The organism is Pseudomonas floridensis, from assembly GCF_002087235.1.
GTDB lineage: Bacteria > Pseudomonadota > Gammaproteobacteria > Pseudomonadales > Pseudomonadaceae > Aquipseudomonas > Aquipseudomonas floridensis.
Map to the genome: position 1 here is coordinate 32,876 of NZ_MUIO01000025.1, position 21,221 is coordinate 54,096.

The following is a 21,221-nucleotide window of genomic DNA, read 5'->3' on the forward strand; positions in this document are numbered from 1 at the left end:
GTTTCCTTTGCTTATGGGCACCAGTAAATCTCAAGGGACGGTTCAAGAAACGCACGCACTGGCATCTGGGCGAGGTCATCGCCTGCCAGCGCTGTGCGCAGGGTGTCGAGTTTGGCCTGGCCGGAAACCGACAGGATCTGTGTCTTTGCCGAGGCCAGCAGACGTCGGGTCAGGGTCAGGCGCTGATGCGGCACGCTCGGTGCGAGCATCGGCAGACAGCGGCGCTCGCCTTCCAGGCTCAGAGCCTCGGTCAGATTCGGACTATTGGGGAACAGCGATGCGGTGTGACCGTCATCGCCCATCCCCAGAATCAGTACGTCAATGGGTGGCAGCTCGGCCAGCGCCTGATCAGCCGCCTGCGCAGCCTCCTCGACGCTGCCCGCCACGCTGTACAGACCGAGAAACCTTGCCTTGGCCGCAGGCCCCTGCAGCAAATGCCGCTGCAACAACCCGGCATTGCTGTCGGCGTGCTCGGTCGGCACAAAGCGCTCATCGGCGAGACTGACGACCACCTTGCTCCAGTCCAGCGGCTGTTGCGCCAGGCTCTGGAAAAACGCCACCGGACTGCGGCCGCCGGAAACGACCAGCGTCGCCAGGCCGGCCTCTCCGATGGCCGACTTCAGGCGTTCGGCCACATTCACAGCCAGCGCGTCGGCCAGTTGCTGCGGGTTATCGAATTCACGCGCTACCAGCCCTGCTGGCAGCTCAAGATCACATATCGCCATACCAGGATCTCCCATCACGAGTAATCAGGGCAATGGAGCTCATCGGCCCCCAGGATCCGGCTGCATAAGGCTTGGGCGCATCGCCTGCCTTCTTCCAGCCAGCGATCAACTGATCGCACCATTGCCACGCGTACTCGATTTCATCTTTGCGGACAAACAGGTTCTGATTGCCACGCATGACTTCCAGCAACAACCGCTCGTAGGCGTCGGGGACCCGAGCGCTGCGGTAGGTGTCGGAAAAATTCAATTGCAACGGGCCGCTACGCAGCTGCATGCCCTTGTCCAGGCCTTGATCCTTGGTCATCACCTGCAATGAAATGCCTTCATCGGGCTGCAGGCGGATGATCAGCCGGTTGCTGATCTGCAAACGCTGTTCAGGCGCGAAGATGTAGTGCGGCGGCTCTTTGAAGTGAATCACGATCTGCGACAGCTTCTGCGGCATACGCTTGCCGGTACGCAGGTAGAACGGCGTGCCGGACCAGCGCCAGTTGCGGATATCGGCCCGCAGAGCGACGAAGGTTTCAGTGTCGCTCTGGGTGTTGGAATTTTCTTCTTCCAGATAGCCCGGCACGGCTTTGCCTTCGCTGTAGCCGCCGGTGTACTGACCACGCACCACCTGGGTCGCCAGACGCTCAGGGGTGAACGGTGCCAGCGCCTTGAGCACCTTGACCTTCTCATCGCGGATGCTGTCAGCGGACAGGTCGCTGGGCGGGTCCATCGCGATCAGGCAGAGCAACTGCAGCAGATGGTTCTGAATCATGTCGCGCAGTTGACCGGCCTGATCGAAGTAACCCCAACGGCCTTCGATCCCGACCTTTTCAGCCACGGTGATTTCCACGTGGGAAATGTGATTCTGGTTCCACTGGGTTTCGAACAGGCTGTTGGCGAAACGCAGTGCAATGAGGTTCTGAACCGTGTCTTTGCCCAGGTAGTGGTCAATGCGGTAGACGCGATTTTCCGGAAAGAACTGCGCGACGGCATCGTTGACGCGACGCGAGGACGCAAGGTCGTGGCCAATGGGCTTTTCCAGTACCGCACGAGTACGGTCTGCCAGATTGACCGACGCCAGGTTCTCGCAGATCGCACCGTACACCGAGGCGGGCGTGGCGAAGTAGGCGATCAGGGTTTCGGCACTGCCGACGCGCTCGGCCAGCGCCACGTAATCCTCGGCCTTGAGGAAGTCGACATGCAGGTAGCTCAGGCGTGCCTGGAAACGTGCAACGTTTTCGGTTTCCAGTTCCGCCTCGGGAATGAAGCGGTGCATGGACTTTTCGATGTAGGCCAGGTGCGACTGTTCATCACCCGGCTCGCGGGCCAGCGCAAGAATTTTTGTGTCTTCGTGCAGCAGTCCAGCACGATCAAGCTGATAAAGAGCCGGGAACAGCTTGCGTACCGCCAGGTCCCCCAGGGCACCAAACAGGGCAAATGTGCACGGTTCAACCGTAATCAAGGGCATAATGTTGGTTCTTTTATCAAGTTAAGCTACAAATACCTTTTTTAAAGGCGTTACTCAAGGCCATATGTAGTAATAACCACAACATTCTGCCTAAAAGCATATTCCAGTGGTGATCAACACAGGCCCTCAGTACGATAGGCCACCTTTGCTACAGGCTAAAGGGCTAATAAAAGCTCGAGCAAAAACCGTTGGTGAATAAGCCCCGACAAGGATTTTGAATGGACCGCACACGAAACCTCCTGGAGCAGATCCAGGGCCGACTCGATGAGCTGAACAAGGCCGAGCGCAAGGTGGCCGAGGTGATTCTGCTCAACCCGCAGATGGCCACGCGTCTGAGCATCGCGGCGCTGGCGCAGGCGGCCAAGGTCAGCGAACCGACCGTCAACCGTTTCTGCCGCTCGTTCAGTGTCAGTGGTTATCCGGAGCTCAAGTTGCAACTGGCACAGAGTCTGGCCAGTGGCGCGGCTTACGTCAGCCGTGCGGTCGAAGCCGACGACAACCCCGAGGCTTACACCCAGAAGATTTTCGGCAGCGCCATTGCGTCACTGGACAGCGCCTGCCAGCAACTGGACCCGACACTGATCAGCAAGTCGGTGGACATGCTGATCCAGGCGCGCCAGATCCACTTCTTCGGCCTCGGTGCTTCAGCGCCCGTGGCGCTCGATGCGCAGCACAAGTTCTTCCGCTTCAACCTGGCAGTCACTGCGCATGCCGATGTGCTGATGCAGCGCATGATCGCCTCGGTGGCCCACACCGGCGAGCTGTTCGTGATCATTTCCTACACCGGCCGCACCCGCGAACTGGTGGAGGTGGCGCGCATCGCCCGGGCCAATGGCGCTTCGGTGCTGGGACTTACCGCCGCCGGTTCACCACTGGCTCAGGCCAGCACGGTCAGCCTGAACATTCCCCTGCCAGAAGACACTGACATCTATATGCCGATGACCTCGCGGATCATCCAGTTGACCGTGCTCGACGTGCTGGCGACAGGCATGACCTTACGCCGTGGAGTGGATTTCCAGCCGCACCTGCGCAAAATCAAGGAAAGCCTCAACGACAGTCGTTATCCGGTCGAGGATCAGGGCTAAGCGCGGACCAGGCACCGGTCGCGGGCGGCGTTGCGTTTGCCCGCGGATGCAGCAGCGCCTATAAAAACACGTTCGCTCAGCAAGCTGAGCGTTGCCCAAAGCCAACGCTCAATACGCCAGCTGCGCCTGTAATTTCAGGTGCGCTTGCTGCCCCGGCGCGAGGCTGAAGCGGTCGCCGCTGCCTGACGCCGCTTCCACACGCACGAAGCCTGCCGTTTCACTGCCGCACACACCCAACAGCGGCCTGCTGCCGGGGTGCCACACCACCGTATTGGCGCTGTCACCGGTGTCGATGTTGAATTGCCGCGCCCAGGCCGGATCCTGAAGCTGTAACGCACCCTCATGCTCGAAGACCCGCTGACAGCCGCCTGCCACCCGAAGCTCGCCGTGTTGCTGGCAGGCCTGACGACTCAGCTCGTCGTAGCCCTGCGCACCGTCCAGACCTTGCAGCGCCACATCGGCCACATCGCTGATGCGCCAGTACGCGTGCAGGGCATGACTGAAGTGACAGGGCTCGCTGTCTTCGTGGCAACTGCTCAGGCTCAATTGCATGCCCTGCCCCAGCTCGGCGTGCAGGTCGGCCTGCCAGTCCCAGAGTTGCAGGCGCCAATGCAGGCTGACGCCCGCTGCGCTCTCCTGGCTGTCGATCAGTTTCCAGTCCAGCAGGCGGCCCCAGCCGTGCGCCGGCCAGCCGCTTTCGCCGGGATGCCGACCGTACCAGGGCCAACAGACCGGCACGCCGCCACGAATCGCCCCGACCTGCGGCCATTGTGCCGCGCACCAGAGCCAGGGTTTCTGACCACGAGGCTGGAAATGCAGAAGTTGCGCACCCTGGCGACTGAACACCGCCTGACACTGCGGATGATCGATCACCAGTACATCACGCAGTTGATGGCGTTCCCACTCGAACGTCGGTCGGGGGCGCAGGGTTTTGAAGAAGCGTTGCAGAGGGTGTTCGGACAGTTGCGCGTCGTTGAGGGCCATCGCCAATCGCGTCCCGAAAAAAAAGTACGTCAGAGCAGATAAAAAACGGGCAGCCAGGCTGCCCGCAAAGCACACACGACCCTTGATCGCTTTATGCGTCAATCATGATTCACGACGGTTCCTGAATCAGAACTTCGACTGAATCTTCAGACCTGCCACGATGGCATCGTCAACCTTGTCGACACCGCCCGGGTGCTTGACGTATTGCAGGTTGGGACGCACGGTCAGCCAGTTTGTGACGTGGAAGCCATAGTAGATTTCCGAGTTGTACTCGGTCTGCTGCACCGGCAGGAAGCCCGGGTTGTCGTAATCGTTGATGTTGTTGATCTGGTTCTGCAGACGGCGACGATCCTGTACATCATCGTTCACGTGGATACGGGCGAAACCGATACCGATGTCATCTTTCGGACGTGAATCGAACGGACCTTTGTAGGTGAAGCCGATCTGCTGGTAGTTGTCGACGAAGTTGGTTTCCTTGTCGTGCACAGTGGCGTTGGCGAAGATGCTCAGACCACGCGACGCATCGCCGTTGTGTGCAGTCAGCTGCTGCTGAGCGACGACCCACCAGCCTTTCTTGCTGTCATGCGATTTGAACGCTGCGCCAGTAACGGCTTGCGGCTGACCGTTGACATCTTCGTAGACGTCATCGGCGTTCGGCGTGCTCTTGTAGAAGCCGACACGGTATTCACCCGGTAACGAGTTGACGGTAGGTGTCCAGACCAGTTCAACCGGCAGGATCATGCCTTTGGTGCCGCTGCCGCTGAGTTTGAAGCCGTTGCCGGTTTCCAGGTTGGACGGGTTCTGCTCGTAGACACCGACCTGTGCATACACTTCAGGCGTGATGTTGTACTTCACGCGCAAGGCCCACTGGCTGATTGGCCAGTTGTACCAGGTGTTCACGTAGTTACCGACCTGCGAGCCGCAGAACGACAGGTTCTGGAAATCGCACGGGAAGCTGTTGAAGTCTTCGCCCGGTCCGAAACGACCCACCTTGACGTCCAGCGCGCCGTCGAAATACTTCTGCTTGACCCACATCTGCGTCAGGCGCCAGGTCTGACCACGACCCCAGACTTCCTGCGAGGAACTGAGCGTACCGGCACGAGGATCGCCGATACGGTCGTTGGAGATGTTGCGCCCGCTACGCTCAGTGATCGCCAGTTTGAACTCGGCGTCGTTCCAGCCCAGGACCTTTTCCAGATCGACTTTCATGCCCAGCGCGAACTGGTCGCTGTAACGGCCGGTCTTGTCGTCGTTGTAGCCACCTTTGATATTGCTGGCCATCTCGGAGACGTATTCGAGCGAGAAGTCGTAACCCTTGTCGAGCAGTTCGGTACGCTTTCCGCCCCAGTCACCTGTCATCCAGGGTGAGTCGTAGGAAAACGCATCGGCCGCGTGAGCACTGCCTGCCAGGCTCATTGCACCAATAACGGACAGCTTGCCTACCAACTGCAGCCGGGAATGCGATTTAGCCTTTTTGATCTTCTTCATCCCATCAATCCTCGTTTTATTGTTATTAGCTTTGGTGTACGTCTTACATTCACTGCTTCGTGTTCGCTGGCGGGTCGCGCCTACAGGCAATCGGCGACCTGCCAGCTGTGCTCGGTGGAACAACCTATCACTTGCGGTTCAACTGGGAAACATTGTTCACGCGCTCTGTCGACGGCTGATTGCCCAGCACACCCAGACGCTCGCCGCTCTTGGCATCGAACAGCAGCACTTTGGACGGATCGAATTGCAGGGTCAGGCTCTCACCGACCTGCGGCGCAACGTCTGGCGCCAGGCGGCAGCAGACTTTGCTCTGGTTCAGGGTGACGAACACCAGCGTGTCCGGACCGGTCGGCTCGGTCACCTGGACCTCGGCGCGAATGGTGGGCAGTGCTGTCGGCTCGCCATTGGCCAGAGTGATCTGCTCCGGGCGGATACCGAGAATGATTTCGCGGTCTTCAAGACCGGCATCGCTGACCCCGACCGGCAGTTCGCAACGCGCCTGACCGCTGTCGAGCAGCGCCACCAGACGGCCGTCCTGACGTTGCAGACGCAGTGGAATGAAGTTCATGGGTGGCGAACCAATGAAGCTGGCGACGAACAGGTTGGCCGGATCGTTGTAGATCTGCTTCGGCGTGCCGAACTGCTGCACGATGCCATCCTTCATGACCGCCACTTTGTCGCCCAGCGTCATGGCCTCGATCTGGTCATGGGTCACGTAGACCGTGGTGGTTTTCAGACGCTGGTGCATCAGCTTCATTTCAGTGCGCATCTCGACCCGCAGCTTGGCGTCGAGGTTGGACAGCGGCTCGTCGAACAGGTAGATCTTCGGCCGACGCGCCAGTGCGCGGCCCATCGCCACACGCTGTTGCTGACCGCCAGACAACTGGCCCGGTTTGCGATTGAGCAGGTGCTCGATCTGCAGCAGCTTGGCGACCCGCGCCACTTCCTCTTCGATGGCCGCCGGGGCCATCTTGCGGATTTTCAGGCCGAAGGCGATGTTTTCCTTCACGCTCATGGTCGGGTACAACGCGTAGGACTGAAACACCATCGCGATGTCACGATCCTTGGGGCTGGTGCCGCTGACATCTTCGCCGTCGATCAGAATCGCTCCGCCACTGATGCTTTCCAGCCCGGCGATGCAGTTCATCAGAGTGGATTTGCCGCAACCGGACGGGCCGACCAGGATCAGGAATTCGCCATCCTTGATCGCCAGTTCGATGTTTTTCAGCGTGTCCGGCAGGTTGGAACCGTATGTCTTGTTGACGTTGCGTAGCTCGAGAGTCGCCATGATTACCCCTTGACCGCGCCGGCTGTGAGCCCACGCAGGAAATACTTGCCAGCCAGTACGTAGACCAGCAGTGTCGGCAGCCCGGCGATCATCGCCGCCGCCATGTCAACGTTGTATTCCTTGGCCCCGGTGCTGGTGTTGACCAGGTTGTTCAGCGCCACGGTGATGGGCTGCGATTCGCCACTGGAAAACACCACGCCGAACAGGAAGTCGTTCCAGATCTGGGTGAATTGCCAGATCAGGCACACCATTACGATCGGTGTCGACATCGGCAGGATGATGCGACCGAAGATGGTGAAGAACCCCGCGCCGTCCAGCCGCGCAGCCCTGACCAGCGCATCCGGCACACTGACGTAGTAATTACGGAAGAACAGCGTAGTGAACGCCAGTCCGTAGACCACATGCACGAACACCAGTCCGGTGGTGGTGCTGGCCAGGCCCATCTTGCCCAGCGTGAAGGACGCAGGCAGCAGAACAGTCTGGAACGGCAGGAAGCAGCCGAACAGCAACAGGCCGAAGAACAGCTGCGAGCCTCTGAACTTCCACATCGACAGCACGTAACCATTGAGGGCGCCGATCGCAGTCGAAATGATCACCGCCGGAACCGTGATGCGCAGCGAGTTCCAGAAATAGCCGTCAACGATGTCCCAGGCTTTCACCCAGCCGATCACCGTGACCACACTCGGCCAGCTCAACAGGTTGCCGGTGCCGATGTCCTCGGGAGTTTTGAAGCTGGTAAACAACATCACCACCAATGGCACCAGATAAATCACGCAGGCCAGCAGCAGCACGGCGTGAATCAGCACGCGGCTGAAGCTGATGCCGGGTTTGCCTACAAGACTAGTCATTGCGCTTGGTCCTCAGCTCGGAATACAGGTACGGCACCAGAATCGCCAGGATCGCGCCGAGCATCAGAATCGCACTCGCCGAGCCCATGCCCATCTGGCCGCGGCTGAAGGTGAAGGAATACATGAACATGGCGGGCAGGTCCGAGGAGTATCCGGGACCACCGGCCGTCATCGCCGCCACCAGGTCGAAGCTCTTGATCGCAATGTGCGCAAGGATCATCACCGCACTGAAGAACACCGGACGCAGGCTTGGCAGTACCACGCGCCAGTAGATCATCGGCAGGCTCGCGCCATCCATTTGCGCGGCACGGATGATCGATTGATCGACCCCGCGAAGTCCCGCCAGAAACAGCGCCATCACGAAACCCGACGATTGCCAGACGGCAGCGATCACCAGGCAATACACCACGCGATCGGGATCAATCAGCCAGTCCAGGCGAAAGCCTTCCCAGCCCCAGTCGCGCAGCATCTTGTCCAGGCCCAGGCCCGGATTGAGCAGCCACTTCCAGGCGGTACCGGTGACGATCATCGAGAGCGCCATCGGGTACAGATAAATAGTGCGGATCGCGCCTTCGCGGCGAATGCGCTGGTCCAGCAGGATGGCCAGCAGCACGCCGATCACCAGGCTGATGCCGATGAACATGCCGCCAAACACTGCAAGGTTCTTGCTGGCGACCCACCAGCGGTCGTTGTCCATCAGGCGCGCATATTGCGCCAGACCGACCCATTTGTAGGAAGGCAGGAACGTCGAGTTGGTGAACGACAGCACGAACGTCCACAGGATGTAGCCATAGAAACCAACCAGCACGATGAACATGCTTGGCGCCAGTACCAGTTTCGGTAGCCAGCGTTGCAATGTATCCAGTGGCGAGGCTTTGCTGAACACAGCGACAGAGCTCATCGGGAGTATCCCATTCGGTGTATCGAATTCAGGCCACAGGCAGGGGTGGAATCGGATTGCGATTCCACCCGCGCGGACTGCGGCGGTACGTCAGGTAATACGGATTACTGGGCTGACTTGACGGCGGTAGCCAGTTGCTTGGCGGTCGCGGCCGGATCGGCAGACGGGTTGTTGATGTAATTGGTGATTACATCAAAGAACGCGCCCTGTACTGCCAGCGAGGTGGCCATGTTGTGCGCCATGCTTGGTTGTAGACCGCCGGTTTTCGAATCCGCCAGGAAGTCCTTGGCTGCGGTTTGCGCGCAGGAATCGAAGCCGTATTTGGCCATATCGTTCAGCATGTCTTCACGAACCGGGATCGAGCCCTTGTTGATGCTGAAGACTTTCTGAAAGTCCTCACCCATCGCAACCTTGGCCAGGTCTTGTTGCGCAGCGGTGGTGCCCTTGTCTTTCTGCTTGAACACGGCCAGCGAGTCGATGTTGTAGGTAAAGGCCTTGTCGGTGCCCGGGAAGGCTACACACTGGTAGTCCTTGCCGGCGACTTTTTTGGCAGCGGTCCATTCGCTCTTGGCCCAGTCACCCATGATCTGCATGCCGGCCTTGCCGTTGATGACCTTGGCTGCTTCCAGATTCCAGTCCTGACCCTTGCCGTCGGCGTCCATGTAGGTCGCGACTTTCTTGAGTTCGGTGAGCGACTTGACCATGCCTTCGCCGGTCAGCGCGTCCTTGTCCAGGTCGACCAGGGCTTTCTGGTAGCCGTCTGCCCCCATAACCGACATAACGACCGCTTCGAACACAGTGCTGTCCTGCCAGGGCTGACCGCCGTGGGCCAGCGGGATGAAGCCGGCTTTCTTGAGCTTGTCGCCTGCGGCGTAGAATTCTTCGAGGGTGGCAGGTGCTTTCTCGATGCCGGCTTTCTTGAAGACTTCAGGGTTGATCCACAGCCAGTTGACGCGGTGGATGTTCACCGGCACGGCCACGTAATCACCGTCGTACTTCACGGTATCGGAGACTTTCTTGTCCAGCAGCGAATCCCACTTCTCTGCCTTGGCGACGTCTTTCAGCGCGTCGGTGTCCAGCAGACCCGTGGAGGCCCATTCCTGAATGTCCGGACCTTTAATCTGGGCAACGCCTGGCGGGTTACCGGCAACAGCGCGGCTCTTGAGCACGGTCATGGCCGTAGAACCACCACCACCGGCCACGGCGCCGTCTTTCCAGGTGAAGCCGTCTTTTTCAACTTGCGCTTTCAGGACATCGACCGCAGCTTTTTCGCCACCCGAAGTCCACCAGTGCACGACTTCGACAGTGCCTTTGGCATCAGCAGCGGTAGCGCTCAGCGGGAACAGGGAGGCGAGGGAGATGACAACGGCGAGGCGTGACATTGAATTCATCGAATTGACCTTTCTTGTTGTTATGCATGAGCAAGTCTGGTGCTTGCGCTTCATGTGAGTCTAACCAAGCCACTCACGGCAACGGTAACGAAGGGATGCGCGAATGTCACAGGATGGTTACATTCACTGTCATTCCAGCGTTCGGGGCAGGTAAAGCGTGACCCGCAAGCCGCCCTCACGCAGGTTTTGCAGGCTCACTTCGCCGCCATGACTGTGGGCGATATTGCGCGCAATCCCCAGACCCAGGCCGTAACCCTGCTGATGGCTGCCCGCCAGCCGGAAGTGGGGTTCGAACACATGCTCCAGGCGCTGCTCGGGCACGCCCGGCCCTTCGTCATCCACATGCAGCACAAACGCCAGCTCATTGTCCTCGACCCTGAGGTGCGCACGGTCGCCATATTTCAGGGCGTTATCGATCAGATTGCCGATGCAGCGCCGTAAGGCCAGCGGCTTGCCGGGATAGCAGGACAGCGCTGCGCCCGTCTGGGTCACCCGCCCTTCCCCGTCCGGACGCAGATAGGGTTCGACGAGGCAATCGAGCAGTACGTTGAGGTCCACCTGCTCGATGTTTTCGTGAATGTCGGTGTCCTTGACGCATTGCAGCGCGCCTTTGACCAGCAGCTCCAGTTCGTCCAGGTCGCGACCGAACTTGTATTGCAACTGCTCGTCTTCCAGCAGCTCGACGCGCAATCGCAAGCGAGTGATCGGGGTACGCAGGTCATGGGAGATGGCGCTGAACAGCTGACCACGTTCGGTCAGGTAGCGGCTGATCCGGGTGCGCATGGCATTGAACGCACGACTGACTTCCACCACCTCGCTGCCGCCGCCCTCCACTACCGGCTCGACATCGGCGCCCAGCGACATGTCACGCGCCGCGCGCGCCAGACGCTTGAGTGGCCGACTCTGCCAATGCACCAGCAGGCCGATGAACAGCAGCAGAAACGCGCTGGTCAGGCCGATGAACCAGACCTGCTGAACAGGCAGATCCTGCTCCTCCAGCGTGGTGTAAGGCTCGGGCAGCAACGAGGCGATGTAGAACCATTCGCCGGGCGCCATTTCGATCTGAGTGACCAGCACCGGCGGGTTCACCGGTTCCAGCGTCAACGCATAATGCGCCCAGGAGCGCGGCAGTTCGTCGAGCTTGAGGCCGCTGTTGAAGATGCGCAGGTCGTCAGGCCTGACGAACCAGACCGCGATGTCCGGATCGTTGCCCAGATGCTGACGCAGCACCTGACCGACCACATCCAGCACTGCCTGCTTGCGCGGCGTGGGCTGCAGAATCTGCATGTCCAGCGGATGGTCGTTGAGCGACACCACGAAACGCGTACCCCCCATGCTGCGCAACTGATCCAGCACCAGCGGGCGATAAGCCAGTGGCAGAGAACGGAAATAACTGACGCTGGCGGCCATCGAGTACGCCAGGCTGCGGGCACTGGTTACCAGCCCTTCCATTTGCGTGGCGCGCAATTGCGACAGCCAGATCACGCTGGACAGCGTCTGGGCCAGCAACACCGCCAGCAACGTCAGCAACAGCATGCGCCCCAGCAGCGAGCGCGGCAGAGGCAGGCCGCGTTTTTTCAAACCTGTCGCAGGCGCGTTAATAGCCGTTGCCTGCCTGTGTATTGACGTGCGCGGCCAACAAATAACCGCTGCCGCGCACGGTGCGGATCAGACGTGGCGATTTGCCCGTGTCGCGCAGACGCTGGCGCAGCCGGCTAACCGCCATGTCGACGATGCGCTCCAGCGGCATCAGTTCACGGCCACGGGTGGCGTTGCCGATGGTGTCGCGGTCAAGAATCTGCTGCGGATTGTCGAGGAACAGCTTGAGCAGCGCAAAGTCGGCTCCGGACAGAATCACTTCCTCGCCATCACTGTGAAACAGTCGGTGACTGACCATGTCCAGCCGCCACTCATCAAACAAAATGACATCGCCGCCAGGGCGTTCCTGACCGAACTGGGCACGGCGCAGCAAGGCCTTGATCCGCGCCTGCAACTCGCGAGGGCTGAAGGGTTTACCCAGATAATCGTCGGCGCCCAGTTCGAGCCCGATGACGCGATCGGCTTCGTCGGAACTGGCGGTGAGCATGATGATCGGCACGTGCGGCTGACGCGGATGCTGACGCACCCAGCGGCACAGACTGAAGCCGTCTTCGTCGGGGAGCATGACGTCGAGAATCAGCAGATCGCTCGGCGCCTCATTGAACGCCTGACGAAACCCCGCACCGTCACCCACCGTAAGCACCTGAAAACCGGCGCGGCTCAGGTAAGTGTCCAGCAATTCCCGAATCTCCTGATCGTCGTCTACCAGCAGGATCGATTTACTGACTGAACTCAAAGGGCGGCGTCCTTGTTGGCTGTTGATTTTTATCGTTATGGGTGCCGCTCAAATCTCTGAACCGAACGCCTGTTGCAGCGCCACGCCAGCTCCCATCAGTCCGGGATACTCGGCAGTGACCAGCCAGACCGGCAGCCCGTTGAAATAATCGCTCATCACGCCTTTTTCGGCGAACGCGCGTCTGAAACCGCTGTTGATGAAAAAATCGGTGAAACGCGGCACCACACCGCCCGTGATGTAGACGCCGCCCAGGCCGCCCACCGTCAGCACCTGATTACCGACCACGCGCCCCAGAAACACACAGAACTGATCGAGCACCGCTGCCGCGACCGGGTCGCCAGCCAGCGCTGCGGTAGTGATGGCCGCCGGAGACTTGAGCTCGGGCTCGATGTCGTCCAGCGCACAACTGACCTGATACAACAGCAGCAAGCCTGCGCCGCTGAGCACCACTTCCGCGCTGACGTGTTCGTGTTCGGCCATCAGGCGGGTCCACAAAAGCGCCTCACGTGCGGTGCCGATGGGCAGATCGACATGCCCGCCCTCGCCTGGCAACGCCAGCCAGCGGGTGTCACTCTCCTTGATCAGCGTGCCGACACCCAGTCCGGTGCCGGGCCCCACGACGGCACGCGGACGGTCCGGTTTGCCGATGCCGTGGCAGACCGTCAGGTACTCATCGTCCTTGAGGCGGGTCATGCCCAGCGCCATGGCCGTGAAGTCGTTGATCAGCAGCAGGTGGTCGACATTCAGGTCGGCGCAGAATGCTTTCCTGCTCAGTTGCCAGTGACTGTTGGTGAACTGGAACAGATCACCATCCACTGGACCTGCCACGGCCAGACAGACGTAACCGATGTCACCGCGCTGCAGTTCGAGGTCCTGCAGATAGACCTCGATGGCTTTTTCCGGACCTACGTAGTCGATGGTCGGGAATACCCGGACAGAATGCAGCGTGTCGTCTTCCCAGATGGCAAAACGTGCATTGGTACCGCCTATATCACCGACCAGGGCCAACTTCACTTAAGCGTCTCCAGACTAGAGGTAAAGGCGCAAGCGCCCTGCTCTGCGGAGCTGAAGGCCATGCGCATGAATCCAAACAGCTCCCGACCGCAGCCGACGCTGTTGTCGATCTCGCAGATGGCGGGTTCTCTGGCGGCCAATTCTGACGCTTCGACCAGAACTTGCAACGTCCCTTTCACACCATCGACGCGAATCACGTCGCCGTCACGCACCAGCGCCAACGGACCACCCACGAAGGCTTCCGGGCAGACGTGAATGGCGGCCGGAATCTTGCCCGAAGCACCGGACATCCGTCCATCGGTTACCAGTGCAACCTTGAAACCCCGGTCCTGCAGCACGCCGAGGAACGGCGTCATCTTGTGCAGTTCGGGCATACCGTTGCAGCGCGGCCCCTGAAAACGCATGACCGCAACGAAATCACGCTCCAGCTCGCCGGCCTTGAACGCGTCGGCCAGTTCCTGTTGATCCTGGAACACTTTGGCCGGGGCCTCGACAATCTGATGCTCCAGAGCGACGGCCGACACTTTCATCACGCCTCGCCCCAGGTTGCCTTCCATGACACGCAGGCCGCCTTCTGCGGAAAATGGACGGGACACCGGGCGCAGGATGTTTTCGTCCAGGCTTTCGAGCGGGCCTTCGCGCCATACCAGCTTGCCGTCTTCCAGGAAAGGCTCCTTGGTGTAACGGCTCAGCCCGTAACCGGCCACCGTGTTGACGTTTTCATGCAGCAGACCGGCAGCCAGCAATTCGCGGATCAGGAACGACATGCCACCCGCCGCCTGGAAATGGTTAATGTCGGCCTTGCCGTTCGGGTAGACGTGGCTGAGGGTCGGCACGACTTCGGACAGGTCGGCCATGTCCTGCCAGGTCAGCTTGATCCCTGCGGCCATCGCGATGGCGGGCATGTGCAGCGTGTGGTTGGTCGAGCCGCCGGTGGCGTGCAGGGCCACGATGGAATTGACCAGCGAGCGCTCGTCGACGATCTCGCCGATCGGCATGAAGCTGCCACTTTGTTTGGTCAGACGCGTGACCTGATGCGCGGCTTCAGTGGTCAGCGCATCACGCAAAGGCGTGTAGGGATTGACGAACGAAGCGCCCGGCAAGTGCATGCCCATCACTTCCATCACCAGTTGATTGGTATTGGCGGTGCCGTAGAACGTGCAGGTGCCGGGGCTGTGGTAGGACTTCATCTCCGAGTCCAGCAACTCTTCGCGGGTCGCTTTGCCTTCTGCGTAACGCTGGCGAACGTCGGCCTTCTGCTTGTTGGAAATGCCGGAGACCATGGGTCCGCCGGGAACGAAGATGGTCGGCAGATGGCCGAAGCGCAACGCGCCCATCATCAGGCCCGGCACGATCTTGTCGCAGATGCCCAGCATCAGCGCGCCATCGAACATGTTGTGCGACAGCGCCACGGCGGTGGACATCGCGATCACTTCGCGGCTGGCAATCGCCAGTTCCATGCCCGGCTCGCCCTGGGTCACGCCATCGCACATCGCCGGTACGCCACCGGCAAACTGACCGACCGAACCAATGTCACGTAAAGCCTGTTTGATCTGTGCAGGAAAGTGTTCGTAGGGCTGATGCGCCGAGAGCATTTCGTTGTAGGAGGAGACGATGGCGATGTTGGCAGCGTTCATCATCCGCAGGCTTTGCTTGTCTTCGGGACCGCAGGCGGCGACGCCGTGGGCGAAGTTGGCACATTGGAGTTTGCCGCGCATGGGGCCATCGCTCGCTGCGCCGCGAATCAGTTGGAGATAGCGCTGACGGGTGTCGCGACTGCGAGCGATGAGGCGCTCGGTTACCTCAAGAATGCGGGGATGCATGTGCTGAACTCCAGGCTAACGTCTATGGTCACCCGTAAAGACGGTTCCGCTGATCGGGGCCGAGCGCAATCACGCAAAGGCCTGATTTCGATCAATGGTGCATGCCTTTCAGGCTTGTAGTTGTAGATAAAACAAAATATTGCCACTAAAAAGGCTTGTTTTCTATTTCTATGAGAATAATCTTGTAATTCCAACAACAAATTTATGAAGGACGGCTGTATGACTCTTCGTATCGCAATCAACGGTTTTGGCCGCATCGGCCGCAACGTCCTACGCGCACTGTATACCCAAGGTTACCGACAGGACCTGCAGGTCGTCGCCATCAACGATCTGGGCGACAGTGAAATGAACGCGCACCTGTTGCGTTTCGACACTGTACACGGCCCGTTCGGCGGCACCGTCGAGTGCGATAAAGAAAGCCTGACCGTCAACGGTGACCATATCGCGGTCAGCGCGATTCGCAACCCTGCCGAGCTGCCGTGGAAGTCCCACAACATCGATGTGGTCTTCGAATGCACCGGTTTGTTCACCAGTCGTGACAAGGCTTCCGCCCACCTGACAGCCGGTGCACGCAAGGTCATCATCTCCGCCCCGGCCAGCGGCGCAGATGCGACCATCGTCTATGGCGTTAACCACGATACCCTGCGTCAATCGCACCAGATCATCTCCAGCGCTTCCTGCACCACCAACTGCCTGGCGCCGGTTGCCCAGGTGTTGCACCGTGAACTGGGCATTGAAAGCGGTCTGATGACCACTATTCACGCTTACACCAACGACCAGAACCTGATCGACGTCTACCACACCGATCCATACCGTGCGCGCTCGGCCACCCAGTCGATGATCCCGAGCAAGACGGGCGCTGCCGAAGCGGTCGGCCTTGTGTTGCCGGAACTGGCAGGCAAATTGACCGGCATGGCTGTGCGGGTTCCGGTAATCAACGTATCGCTGGTCGACCTGACCGTGACACTGAAGCGCGAAACCACCGCCGAAGAAGTCAATGCGCTGATGAAAGAAGCCAGCCAGCACTCCAAGGTACTGGGCTACAACACCCTGCCGCTGGTTTCCCACGACTTCAACCACAACCCGCTGTCGTCAATCTTCGACGCCAATCACACCAAAGTGAGCGGCAAACTGCTCAAGGTGCTGTCCTGGTATGACAACGAGTGGGCGTTCTCCAACCGCATGCTGGACAACTGCCTGGCGCTGCATAACGCCGAGTAATACGTCCAGCCTGACCATGCCGATGCCCTGCATCGGCATGAAGCGCTCTATCCGGACCGAATGCTGAACGGCAGTGAGCGTGCTAACGAAGCGCACCATCACCCTCGAAAAGATACGGCGTTGGATAAACAGCCTTCGCGAGCAGGCTCGCTGCCACTCGGTCGCCTGTCTGTTCGATAACACCGTAGCGCACAGCAGGCTCGCTCCAGTGCTTCGGTCCTTGCAACGTTCACACTCAAAATAAACCAGTCTCACCCTTGACCGACCGCGCAGATGATAAGCATTATCATTTGACTCATTGATCGGTCGAGTTCCGCTGTGTCGCAGTCCCACTTCAACGATGTCTTTATCGCCCAGCGCGATGTGCTGCTACGCACCTTGCAGCGCATGGTCGGCAACCGCAGCACCGCCGAGGATCTGTTGCAGGAAACCTGGCTGCGCGTCAATCGGGCGCTGAGCGAGCACCCTATCGATCACCTCGAGCCGTTCGTGTTTCAGACCGCGCGCAATCTGGCGCTGGATTATCTGCGCGCCCGGCGCATTCGCGGTCGCACATTGATCGAGGATGTGCCGCTCACCCAACTGGAAAGCGTCGTCGCCCAGCTCGGTACACCAGAAGATGCCGCTCATGCCAGACGATTGATCGACAGCCTGAGCGCCAGTCTGAGCACATTGAGCCCCCGGCAGCAGGCAATCTTTACCCTGAGCCGCCTCAATGGCTGCAGTTATCTGCAAATTGCCGAGCAGTTGAATGTGTCGGCCAGTACCGTACAAAAAGAATTGAAACTGATCATGGCGATTTGCGTTGGCGTTGTCTCAAGGCTTGACCCGCCCTGAGCACTGCCGCAGGCTGCAAGCCCGTCGCCTCCGATACAGATTCAGGATTGTCGAGGAACACCGTGGCTTCAGAAACAGAACGCTCGCACGTGCCTGCGCAGGATGTGTCGAGTACCCGCGCAATGGATCAGGCCCTGGGCTGGCTGATCGAGCTGGAAGGCGCGGACGAACAGCAACACCGACTTTTTCAGGAATGGCTGAGCGCTGATCCCGAACACTCGCGGGCGTTCGCCAAGGCCGAGGCCATCTGGAACGGCGCGGCCGTGCAGCAGACCGCCGCGCGACTCGCCCAACCTCGCAAGCCATCGCAATGGCAGCGTTTCCGTGCGCACTGGAAACCGCTGGCCACCGCGGCCGCTCTGCTGCTGGGATTGTTGAACTTCAGCAATCTGCCGTTACGGCTGAAGGCCGATCATCTGACGGTGACGGGCGAAAGACAGCATCTGCAACTGGCCGACGGCTCACGGGTACTGCTCAACACCGACTCGGCCCTTTCCAGCCAGATGGGCGATACACAACGCTCGGCGCGTCTGTATCAGGGTGAGGCCTATTTCAACGTACCTGCGCGGCCAGGGCTGCCCATGGAAATCGAGGCCGGCCCGGTGCGCATGCGCGCCGACAGCACGGATTTTTCCGTGCGTTATCTGGACGGCGTCGCTCAGGTGCAGGTCCAGCGTGGCGCGGTGGATGTGCGCGCCGTTCGCGGTGATACAAGCGTCAGTCTGGCTGCCGGAGAAAGCGTGCGCGTGGGTCCTGGCGGTTTCGGCGCTCGGGAAAAAATCGACCCGACCCGCGACCTGGCCTGGGTGCAAGGCCGCCTGATCTTCGATAATTGCCCGCTCAGCGACGTGCTGGCCGAGCTGCGCCGCTATTACCCAGGCTGGATCATCGACGCCAATCCGCAACATAGCCGCGTGGCGGTCACCGGCAACTATCGTCTGGACAACCCGCTGGACGTGGTGCGCTCGCTGGCTCATATCACCTCGGCGAGTGTGCATGAACTCCCCGCGCTGGTGATCATCAACTGACCGAAAGTTTTTTTACTCGATAGCCGCTGGTCGTTCGTCTAGTCATTGCCAATACAAATATTTCTCATATGAGAAGTATACGCAACACTAGAACGAGCATTCACCAGGGAGCGTCATCGATGTCGTCCACCTTTACACCCGCCGCTCACACTCGAGCGCGGCTTACCCTCTCCCTCCTCACACTCGCGGTTCTGACCGCCGGTTTGCCGATCGCACCGGCCAACGCCGCCAGCGAGGACGCCCAGCCAACCCGCGCCGCAGGCACCTACGCCTTCTCGATCGAACGACAGGCGCTGGTGTCAGCGCTGAACGAGTTCAGCCGCGTGACCGGCTGGCAGGTAGGCGTGTCCTCCGATCTGACCCGGGACGAGACCTCATCCGGTGTCCGCGGCAACCTGACGGCGGCCGGGGCGCTGGATGCATTGCTGGCGGACAGTCAGTTGAGCTATCGCCAGCTCGGCAGCAACAACGTGGTTCTGGAAAAACGCATCACAGGCGTGATGGCGATCGAACAGATCACTGTGAGCGCCACGCGTCAGGCCCAGGAAGTGACCCGCGTTCCAAGCACGGTCAGCGTGCAATCGCGCCAGGAGCTGGACCGGCGCAACGTCAACACCCTTCGCGATCTGGTGCGCAACGAGCCCGGCGTTTCGGTGGGTGGCGCGGGTCAGCGTGCGGGGACCACCGGCTACAACATTCGCGGCATCGACGGTGACCGCATTCTGACCCAGGTCGATGGCGTCGAGGTGCCCGACAGTTTCTTCACCGGCCCTTATGCGCAGACCCATCGCAACTACGTCGACCCCGAAATCATCAAGCGCGTGGAAATCCTGCGCGGCCCGGCGTCGGCCTTGTATGGCAGCAGCGCCATTGGCGGTGTGGGGAGCTACTACACGCTGGACCCAGAGGACATCATCAAGCCAGGCAAGGATGTCGGTGCCCGCCTGAAAACCGGTTACAGCTCGGCCGATGACAGCTGGCTGAAATCCGCGACGCTGGCCGGGCGTCAGGGCGATTTCGACGCGCTGTTGCATGTGAGCCAGCGTGACGGCCATGAAACCCAATCCTACGGCAATACCGGCGGCACCGGCCTGAACCGCACCGAAGCCAATCCGCAGGATGTGCGCACCAGCAATGTGCTGGCCAAACTGGGCTGGAACTATGGTGACGGATCGCGCCTGGGCCTGATCTATGAAAAGTACAAGGATGACCGTGACGCCAATCTGCAGAGTGCAGTCGGCGGCCCGTTCAACTCCGGCGTCGGGCTGGGCATGTATCAGTCCCGCACGAGCAACGACACCATCACCCGCGAGCGCTTCGGCATCGAAAACAGTTTCGCCCTCGACAGCCTGCTGGTCGACAACGTCAAACTGAGCCTGAACTACCAGACCGCCAAGACCGACCAGAATACGCAGGAACGCTATTTCCCGTTCTCCCGGGACGTGAACCGCTCCCGTGAAACGGTGTATGAGGAAAAGCAGTGGATCCTCGATGCACAGCTCGACAAGGTATTTTCCATCGCCGACACCGATCACGTCCTGACCTACGGCACCACCTTGAAACAGCAGAAAGTGACCGGCCTGCGCAGCGGCAGCGCAACCTGCGCACGCGTGTTCGGCTCCTGTCGTGTGGTCGGCGCGGACAGCCCGAGTGACCGACTGGTGGCGACCAGCGACTTCCCGGACCCGACCATCGACAGCTACGCGCTGTTCGCCCAGGATCAGATCACCTGGCATGACTGGACCTTCCTGCCAGGCCTGCGCTACGACTACACCCGGCTGGATCCGAAGATCACTCAGCAGTTTCTCAACTCGGTCAGCCTGACCGATGCCAGTCAGGCCAGCGACGAGAACAAGACCTGGCACCGCGTCTCGCCCAAACTCGGCGTGACGTACGCGCTGACCGACGCTTACACCTGGTACGGCCAGTACGCCGAGGGCTTCCGCACCCCGTCGGCCAAGGCGCTGTACGGCCGTTTCGAAAACCCCAATGCCGGCTATGTGGTCGAGCCCAACCCGGATCTGGAGCCGGAAAAGAGCAAGAGTTATGAGACCGGCCTGCGCGGACGCTTCGAGTCCGGCTCGTTCGATATCGCGGTGTTCTACAACAAGTACCGCGATTTCATCAATGAAGATGCCATCACACCCGGCTACAGCGAGCTCACGTTCCAGTCCAGCAACATCCGGCACGCCACCATCAAGGGCGCGGAGTTCAAGGGTCGCCTGAACCTGGACAGCTTCGGCGCGCCGCAAGGCCTGTACAGCCAGGCATCCGTCGCCTACGCCCACTCCCGCAACAATGACACCGGCGAACCGCTCAACAGCGTGAATCCGCTGACCGGCGTACTGGGACTCGGATACGAACAGGACCAGATCGGCAGCCTGTTGAGCTGGACCTTGGTCAAGCGCAAAAGCGGTGTGGACGAAAGCAATTTCCATTCCCCGGACGGCACCTCCAGCCAGTTCAAGACGCCAGGTTTCGGCATCGTCGATCTGACCGGGTACTACAAGGTGACCCATGACGTGACGGTCAACGCCGGCCTCTACAACCTGACCGACCGCAAATACTGGCTGTGGGACGACGTGCGCGGCTACGACGGTGTGGGCGAAGCCGGTGTGACCGCGCCCGCCAACCTGGACCGCCTGACCCAGCCGGGACGCAATTTCAGCGTCAACGTGGTGTGGGACATCTAAGACCGCAACACACGCCGTCGAGGCTGACGGCGCGTTTTTTTTACGCTCACGGGCTTGACCGTTCGTCTATTCAACAAGCCCCTTTGATCAGCAAGGAAGATTTC

17 protein-coding genes are annotated in these 21,221 nt (G+C 60.2%); 5 read left to right on the plus strand and 12 right to left on the minus strand.

The features are described from left to right. Positions 1 to 11 precede the first annotated feature (11 nt). Positions 12 to 725, minus strand: a complete 714-nt coding sequence (pgl, locus tag BZK31_RS09475) for a 6-phosphogluconolactonase (protein ID WP_083182440.1) — start codon at positions 723 to 725, stop codon at positions 12 to 14. Beyond that, a complete protein-coding gene (gene zwf, locus BZK31_RS09480) occupies positions 712 to 2,181 on the minus strand; it encodes a glucose-6-phosphate dehydrogenase (RefSeq protein WP_083182441.1) in 1,470 nt (489 codons plus the stop codon). Before zwf ends, pgl begins: the two co-directional genes overlap by 14 nt. Positions 2,182 to 2,399: 218 nt before the next feature. Between zwf and BZK31_RS09485 the strand changes: the two genes are divergently transcribed. Then, on the plus strand, positions 2,400 to 3,266 hold the full coding sequence (locus tag BZK31_RS09485; RefSeq protein WP_083182442.1) for a MurR/RpiR family transcriptional regulator: 867 nt from the start codon (positions 2,400 to 2,402) through the stop codon (positions 3,264 to 3,266). A 108-nt stretch (positions 3,267 to 3,374) separates the two neighbouring features. On the opposite strand, the gene BZK31_RS09490 is transcribed toward BZK31_RS09485, so the two are convergent. From BZK31_RS09490 to edd, 10 genes are all read right to left on the minus strand, one after another. After that, positions 3,375 to 4,250: a D-hexose-6-phosphate mutarotase gene (locus tag BZK31_RS09490; RefSeq protein WP_083182470.1), complete on the minus strand. Its 876-nt coding sequence runs from the start codon at positions 4,248 to 4,250 to the stop codon at positions 3,375 to 3,377. 126 nt (positions 4,251 to 4,376) lie between these two features. After that, entirely contained in the window at positions 4,377 to 5,738 is a 1,362-nt protein-coding gene (locus BZK31_RS09495) for a carbohydrate porin (RefSeq protein WP_083182443.1), read from the minus strand. Positions 5,739 to 5,865: 127 nt separating this feature from the next. Then, the gene (locus tag BZK31_RS09500; protein WP_083182444.1) at positions 5,866 to 7,026 is read right to left on the minus strand and encodes an ABC transporter ATP-binding protein; all 1,161 of its coding nucleotides are present in this window, start codon (positions 7,024 to 7,026) and stop codon (positions 5,866 to 5,868) included. 2 nt (positions 7,027 to 7,028) lie between these two features. Continuing rightward, positions 7,029 to 7,874, minus strand: a complete 846-nt coding sequence (locus BZK31_RS09505) for a carbohydrate ABC transporter permease (protein WP_083182445.1) — start codon at positions 7,872 to 7,874, stop codon at positions 7,029 to 7,031. Beyond that, complete coding sequence (locus BZK31_RS09510; RefSeq protein ID WP_083182446.1) at positions 7,867 to 8,775, minus strand: carbohydrate ABC transporter permease; 909 nt, start codon at positions 8,773 to 8,775, stop codon at positions 7,867 to 7,869. The genes BZK31_RS09505 and BZK31_RS09510 overlap by 8 nt, the downstream gene beginning before the upstream one ends. Before the next feature lie 104 nt (positions 8,776 to 8,879). Next, on the minus strand, positions 8,880 to 10,166 hold the full coding sequence (locus BZK31_RS09515; protein WP_083182447.1) for an ABC transporter substrate-binding protein: 1,287 nt from the start codon (positions 10,164 to 10,166) through the stop codon (positions 8,880 to 8,882). Between the two features lie 129 nt (positions 10,167 to 10,295). Continuing rightward, the gene (locus tag BZK31_RS09520) at positions 10,296 to 11,702 is read right to left on the minus strand and encodes an ATP-binding protein (protein ID WP_083182471.1); all 1,407 of its coding nucleotides are present in this window, start codon (positions 11,700 to 11,702) and stop codon (positions 10,296 to 10,298) included. A 61-nt stretch (positions 11,703 to 11,763) separates the two neighbouring features. Further along, positions 11,764 to 12,501 (minus strand): response regulator, encoded by a 738-nt coding sequence (locus tag BZK31_RS09525; RefSeq protein WP_083182448.1) that lies wholly within the window; start codon positions 12,499 to 12,501, stop codon positions 11,764 to 11,766. A 48-nt stretch (positions 12,502 to 12,549) separates the two neighbouring features. Continuing rightward, positions 12,550 to 13,515, minus strand: coding sequence for a glucokinase (locus BZK31_RS09530; protein WP_083182449.1), 966 nt, complete (start codon positions 13,513 to 13,515; stop codon positions 12,550 to 12,552). After that, entirely contained in the window at positions 13,512 to 15,338 is a 1,827-nt protein-coding gene (gene edd, locus BZK31_RS09535) for a phosphogluconate dehydratase (RefSeq protein ID WP_083182450.1), read from the minus strand. The genes BZK31_RS09530 and edd overlap by 4 nt, the downstream gene beginning before the upstream one ends. A gap of 219 nt (positions 15,339 to 15,557) precedes the next feature. Here edd and gap point away from each other — a divergent pair, with 219 nt between their 5' ends. The 4 genes from gap to BZK31_RS09555 all read left to right on the plus strand — a co-directional run bounded on the left by gap (position 15,558) and on the right by BZK31_RS09555 (position 21,117). Continuing rightward, positions 15,558 to 16,559, plus strand: a complete 1,002-nt coding sequence (gene gap, locus BZK31_RS09540; protein WP_083182451.1) for a type I glyceraldehyde-3-phosphate dehydrogenase — start codon at positions 15,558 to 15,560, stop codon at positions 16,557 to 16,559. Between the two features lie 318 nt (positions 16,560 to 16,877). Beyond that, on the plus strand, positions 16,878 to 17,396 hold the full coding sequence (locus tag BZK31_RS09545; protein ID WP_083182452.1) for an RNA polymerase sigma factor: 519 nt from the start codon (positions 16,878 to 16,880) through the stop codon (positions 17,394 to 17,396). 62 nt (positions 17,397 to 17,458) lie between these two features. Next, positions 17,459 to 18,424, plus strand: coding sequence for a FecR family protein (locus tag BZK31_RS09550; protein ID WP_208617192.1), 966 nt, complete (start codon positions 17,459 to 17,461; stop codon positions 18,422 to 18,424). A 119-nt stretch (positions 18,425 to 18,543) separates the two neighbouring features. After that, the gene (locus BZK31_RS09555) at positions 18,544 to 21,117 is read left to right on the plus strand and encodes a TonB-dependent hemoglobin/transferrin/lactoferrin family receptor (protein ID WP_083182454.1); all 2,574 of its coding nucleotides are present in this window, start codon (positions 18,544 to 18,546) and stop codon (positions 21,115 to 21,117) included. Positions 21,118 to 21,221 lie beyond the last annotated feature (104 nt).

What these genes read in the sequence shown, in the direction of transcription:
- pgl (WP_083182440.1), bottom strand. Translation starts at nt 725, where the DNA reads ATGGCGATATGTGATCTTGAGCTGCCAGCAGGGCTGGTAGCGCGTGAA.
- zwf (WP_083182441.1), bottom strand. Translation starts at nt 2,181, where the DNA reads ATGCCCTTGATTACGGTTGAACCGTGCACATTTGCCCTGTTTGGTGCC.
- BZK31_RS09485 (WP_083182442.1), top strand. Translation starts at nt 2,400, where the DNA reads ATGGACCGCACACGAAACCTCCTGGAGCAGATCCAGGGCCGACTCGAT.
- BZK31_RS09490 (WP_083182470.1), bottom strand. Translation starts at nt 4,250, where the DNA reads ATGGCCCTCAACGACGCGCAACTGTCCGAACACCCTCTGCAACGCTTC.
- BZK31_RS09495 (WP_083182443.1), bottom strand. Translation starts at nt 5,738, where the DNA reads ATGAAGAAGATCAAAAAGGCTAAATCGCATTCCCGGCTGCAGTTGGTA.
- BZK31_RS09500 (WP_083182444.1), bottom strand. Translation starts at nt 7,026, where the DNA reads ATGGCGACTCTCGAGCTACGCAACGTCAACAAGACATACGGTTCCAAC.
- BZK31_RS09505 (WP_083182445.1), bottom strand. Translation starts at nt 7,874, where the DNA reads ATGACTAGTCTTGTAGGCAAACCCGGCATCAGCTTCAGCCGCGTGCTG.
- BZK31_RS09510 (WP_083182446.1), bottom strand. Translation starts at nt 8,775, where the DNA reads ATGAGCTCTGTCGCTGTGTTCAGCAAAGCCTCGCCACTGGATACATTG.
- BZK31_RS09515 (WP_083182447.1), bottom strand. Translation starts at nt 10,166, where the DNA reads ATGAATTCAATGTCACGCCTCGCCGTTGTCATCTCCCTCGCCTCCCTG.
- BZK31_RS09520 (WP_083182471.1), bottom strand. Translation starts at nt 11,702, where the DNA reads ATGCTGTTGCTGACGTTGCTGGCGGTGTTGCTGGCCCAGACGCTGTCC.
- edd (WP_083182450.1), bottom strand. Translation starts at nt 15,338, where the DNA reads ATGCATCCCCGCATTCTTGAGGTAACCGAGCGCCTCATCGCTCGCAGT.
- gap (WP_083182451.1), top strand. Translation starts at nt 15,558, where the DNA reads ATGACTCTTCGTATCGCAATCAACGGTTTTGGCCGCATCGGCCGCAAC.
- BZK31_RS09555 (WP_083182454.1), top strand. Translation starts at nt 18,544, where the DNA reads ATGTCGTCCACCTTTACACCCGCCGCTCACACTCGAGCGCGGCTTACC.